Annotated in this window: 4 protein-coding genes; all 4 read right to left on the reverse strand. The window is 59.3% G+C overall.

Annotation, left to right across the window (positions count from 1 at the left end; translation table 11 throughout):
• Positions 1-172: 172 nt before the first annotated feature.
• Positions 173-712, reverse strand: coding sequence for a sarcosine oxidase subunit gamma (locus AAAC48_RS06020; RefSeq protein WP_340653313.1), 540 nt, complete (start codon positions 710-712; stop codon positions 173-175).
• Complete coding sequence (locus tag AAAC48_RS06025; RefSeq protein WP_340653314.1) at positions 705-3,683, reverse strand: sarcosine oxidase subunit alpha; 2,979 nt, start codon at positions 3,681-3,683, stop codon at positions 705-707. The genes AAAC48_RS06020 and AAAC48_RS06025 overlap by 8 nt, the downstream gene beginning before the upstream one ends.
• A gap of 49 nt (positions 3,684-3,732) precedes the next feature.
• Positions 3,733-4,059, reverse strand: coding sequence for a sarcosine oxidase subunit delta (locus AAAC48_RS06030; RefSeq protein ID WP_340653315.1), 327 nt, complete (start codon positions 4,057-4,059; stop codon positions 3,733-3,735).
• 24 nt (positions 4,060-4,083) lie between these two features.
• On the reverse strand, positions 4,084-4,440 hold a 357-nt coding region (locus AAAC48_RS06035), incomplete at its 5' end, for an FAD-dependent oxidoreductase (protein ID WP_340653316.1).

Here is a 4,440-nt window from a genome sequence, read left to right on the forward strand (position 1 = left end):
GATAAAACGTCGCCGGATGGCGGTCTTCGGATCGCATTTATTCTACCAAGACGCGCTTCGACGGCTGCCCCGTCTTCCCAACCACTCAAGGGCCAGACGCGAAAAGCGGGCGTGGCACGGGATAGCCACACCCGGTTCTTTTAAACGTAGGATCGCTAAATCGAAGCCTGTGCTAGATGACGACGTCGCGCGCCGATTCCTGGAGAAAAGCGTAGGCATAGGTCGAGAACGACCGCCAGCACTCGACACGGAAGCTGTTTTCGCCAGTACGCCACAGCACGATCTCGACCTTGCCGAGAACGGTACGGGAAGCGGCTCCTACCGGAAAGGCTTTCAGCGACAGGTCTTGCGGGCACCCGCCATTGACGACTGCATCTGCGCCCTTGCCGGAGACGATGATGCCGACATTGCGATGCGAAATATCGACCGCCGAGTGCAGTACTTTTACCGCAGCAAGATCAGCGATGAGGCTGCTGTCAGCATTGTCGATGATCAGCCATTCATCGGGGCCGATCCACATGACGGCGCGACTGCCGTTCGTGACAGTCGATTTCGGCTTCACTGGCAGATCCAGTCCCAGCGCCTTGGATAGTGCCGGGATTGCGTCTGGTATGGCGCGCAACGAAACGCGCGTCGCGTTGTCGGCCAAGGCGACTGATACGGAACCTGCCTGCAGCGGATGCAACCGTGTTGCCTGGATCATCTCAACCATTCAAACGCTCTCCCTTTTCGTCGAAGAACACTGTGCCGGTTACTTCCACTTCGATCACTCCATTCGGCATTGGCACATAGAGCGTCTCCCCGAGGCGCTTTGTTCCATCGACCACCAGCGCCATGGCGATGGAGCGGCTGCAATTTTCCGACCAGTAGGACGATGTCACATGACCGATCATGGTCATTGGCACCGGCTGGTTCGGGTTGGCAACGATTTGCGCGCCCTCTTCCAACACGACTTTCGGATCCACCGTCTTCAAGCCAACAAGTTGCTTGCGGCCATCTGCCACCAAATCACGGCGCAAGAGACCGCGAATGCCGACATAATCCGTCTTGTTCTTGCCGATGGCCCAGGTCAGCCCTGCATCCTGCGGAGTGACGGTTCCGTCGGTGTCCTGGCCAACAATAATGTAGCCCTTCTCGGCGCGCAGGATATGCATCGCTTCGGTACCATAGGGCGTCAGACCAAGCGGCTTGCCGCGTTCGTAGACGGCCTCCCACACGGCTTGACCATAGTCCGCAGGCACGTTGATTTCGTAGCCGGCTTCACCGGTGAACGACATCCGGAACAGGCGTGTCGATACACCGCAAATCTTGCCTTCCCGGACACTCATATGCGGCATGGCTTCGTTGGAAATATCGATCCCTTCGACCAGCGGCGCAATGATTTCGCGTGCCTTCGGACCCTGTACGGCAATCACCGCCCATTGTTCGGTCGTCGAGGTCAGCCAGACATTGAGATGCGGGAATTCGGTCTGGAGGTAATCCTCCATGTGGTGCATGACGCGCGGCGCACCGCCGGTTGTCGTCGTCACATGGAAGCGATCTTCCGCGAGGCGCCCAACGACGCCATCATCGTAAATGAACCCGTCTTCACGCAGCATGATGCCGTAGCGCAGGCGTCCAACACCAAGCTTTTCCCAAGGGTTGGTGTAAAGGAGCTCCAGGAATTTTGCGGCATCCGGTCCGACCACCTCGATTTTGCCGAGCGTTGAGGCATCGAAGATACCGGCCTGGTTGCGCACGGCAACGCACTCGCGGTTGACTGCTGCGTGCATGTCTTCGCCTGCCTGCGGGTAGTACCAGGCGCGCTTCCATTGGCCGACATCTTCGAACGCGGCCCCCTGCGCAGCATGCCAGCCGTGGATGGGCGTACGCCGCGTCGGATCGAACAGGTCATGCCGGGCATGATTGACGATAGCACCGAACGTCACCGGCGTGAACGGCGCACGGAAGGTGGTCAGGCCCACGGCCGGAATTGGCCGGTTCAGCGCTTCAGCGGCAATGGCAAGGCCATGCAGGTTGGACGTCTTGCCTTGATCTGTCGCCATGCCGTTGGTGGTGAAGCGCTTGACGTGCTCAATCGAGTGCATGCCTTCGCGCACGGCAAGCCGCACGTCTTTCGCCGTCACGTCGTTCTGGAAATCGACAAAAGCCTTCACCGTCTTGTCCGCACCGGCACCGGGGGCCGAGCCAATCATGCCACCAACCCAATCCGTACCACCATGCGCAGCAACGGATTTGACTTTGCCGCCGCCTACCGCAAAAGCTTCATCCAGTGTCGCCTGCAAACCATCCGTGCCATTGCAGGCGCCGATGGACACGCAATCCTGCGCATAGGTGCCGGGCAGGAAACGTTCGTTTGCCGCATCCCATGAAACCTTGCCGCGAGATTGCGAAAACAGATGCACCGATGGGGTCCAGCCAGCGGACATGATCAGCGCATCCACGGCAACCTTGCGTTCGGTGCCGCCACGGTTCGGCTTGATCGTCATGGATGATACGCGCCGCTTGCCGCCTGCGCTGTAAACGGCATGTCCGGTCAGGACTTCTATACCAAGCGAACGTGCTTCATCGACAATCGGCGATGTGGGATTATCACGGGTATCGACAATTACAGGGACATCGACACCAGCGCGCTTCAGGTCGATCGCTGCCGCATAGGCTGAATCATTGGCCGTGTAGACACCGACCTTGCGACCGATCGCGACACCATACTGGTTGAGGAACATGCGTGCAGCCGAGGCAAGCATGACACCGGGACGGTCATTATTGGCGAAGACCATATGCCGTTCAATGGCGCCGGTGGCGAGCACAACCCTTTTTGCCCGAACCTGCCACAGCCGTTCGCGCGGCGTATCTGAGCCAGGAGTGCTGAGATGGTCGCTGATCCGTTCGACCAGACCGACGAAATTCTGCGCGTAATAGCCAAACGCAGTTGTCCGGGTAAGGACGGTCACATTGTCCATTGCCTGCAATTTCGCGATCGTCGCGGCTGCCCATTCGTAGCCCGAAACGCCATCAATGGTGACATCGCTTTCATAGCGCAGCGCGCCACCGGCTTCTGCCTGCTCGTCGCAAAGAATGACCTTGGCACCTGTCGATGCGGCGCTGAACGCTGCGGCAAGACCCGCAGCACCGGCGCCGACAATCAGCACCTCGCAATGCGCGAAGCGATTGGAATAGCGGTCGGTGTCAGGCTCGCCGGGGACGACACCAAGACCCGCAGCGGCGCGGATCCTCGGCTCATAGATCGTCTTCCAGGCGAACTTCGGCCACATGAAAGTCTTGTAGTAGAAGCCAGCCGGCAGCATCGGCGAGAAGACATCGTTAACTGCGCCGACGTCGAAGGTCAGCGACGGCCAGCGATTCTGCGACTTGACCTTCAGCCCGTCATAAATCTCCTGAACGGTCGCACGGACATTGGGCTGCTTGCGCGACTTGTCACGCTCGATATCGACCAGAGCATTCGGCTCTTCGCTGCCTGCTGAGAGAATGCCGCGGGGACGATGGTATTTGAACGAACGGCCAACCAGATGAATGCCATTGGCAAGCAGTGCCGAGGCCAGCGTATCGCCCTCAAGACCGGTCAGATTCTGCCCGTCAAACGTAAAGCGCACCGTTTTCGCCGGGGTTAAACGGCCAACACCGGCAATGCGGTTGCTACCTGAATGAGTTGAAGCGCTCATTGGCTCACACCTCCGCTTTCTTGGCGCGGGGCGCGCGTTTCAATGCCGCTTATTCGATCTGCTCCGGCGCTGCTACTGGCGGCCGCGAGAGAAGCATCTCCACGTTCGGGCGCGGTTCACCGGCCTTGTAGACGGTCAGGAACTTGTCCGAGACGGAATCGCGTACGGCATTGAAGAACCGTCCGCAGCCGTGAATATGTCGCCAGCGTTCGAACTGCAGCCCCTTCGGGTTCTGCCGGAAATAAAGATAGGCAGCGAAATCGTCGTCAGACTGCTCGACGATCGAGGCAGCGCGCACGAGATGCGCTTCACCCGCATTACGAAATTCCAGTTCCGGGCGCTCTTCTTCGCAGTAAGGGCATTTGATGAGAAGCATCGTCTTCGTCTCGTTTCTAGGTAATCAGTGTGCGACAGCAGCCGCAGCGGCTTCGTCAATCAAGCGGCCGGTGGTAAAGCGCTCGATCGTGAACGGCGCATTGATCCGGTGCGGCTCATCGCGGGCGATCGTATGCGCGAACACGTTGCCCGAGCCCGGCGTTGCCTTGAACCCCCCCGTACCCCAGCCGCAATTGACATAGAGACCCGGCACCGGCGTCTTGGCCAAGATCGGCGAGCGGTCGGGTGTCACGTCGACGATACCGCCCCAGGAGCGCAGCATCTTCAGTCGGGTCAGAACCGGGAACATCTCGCAGATCGCGTCGAGCGTATGGTTAATGATGTGCAGACCACCTGTCTGCGAATAAGAGGTGTATTGATC

It is taken from the genome of Phyllobacterium sp. (assembly GCF_037994405.1).
GTDB lineage: Bacteria > Pseudomonadota > Alphaproteobacteria > Rhizobiales > Rhizobiaceae > Phyllobacterium.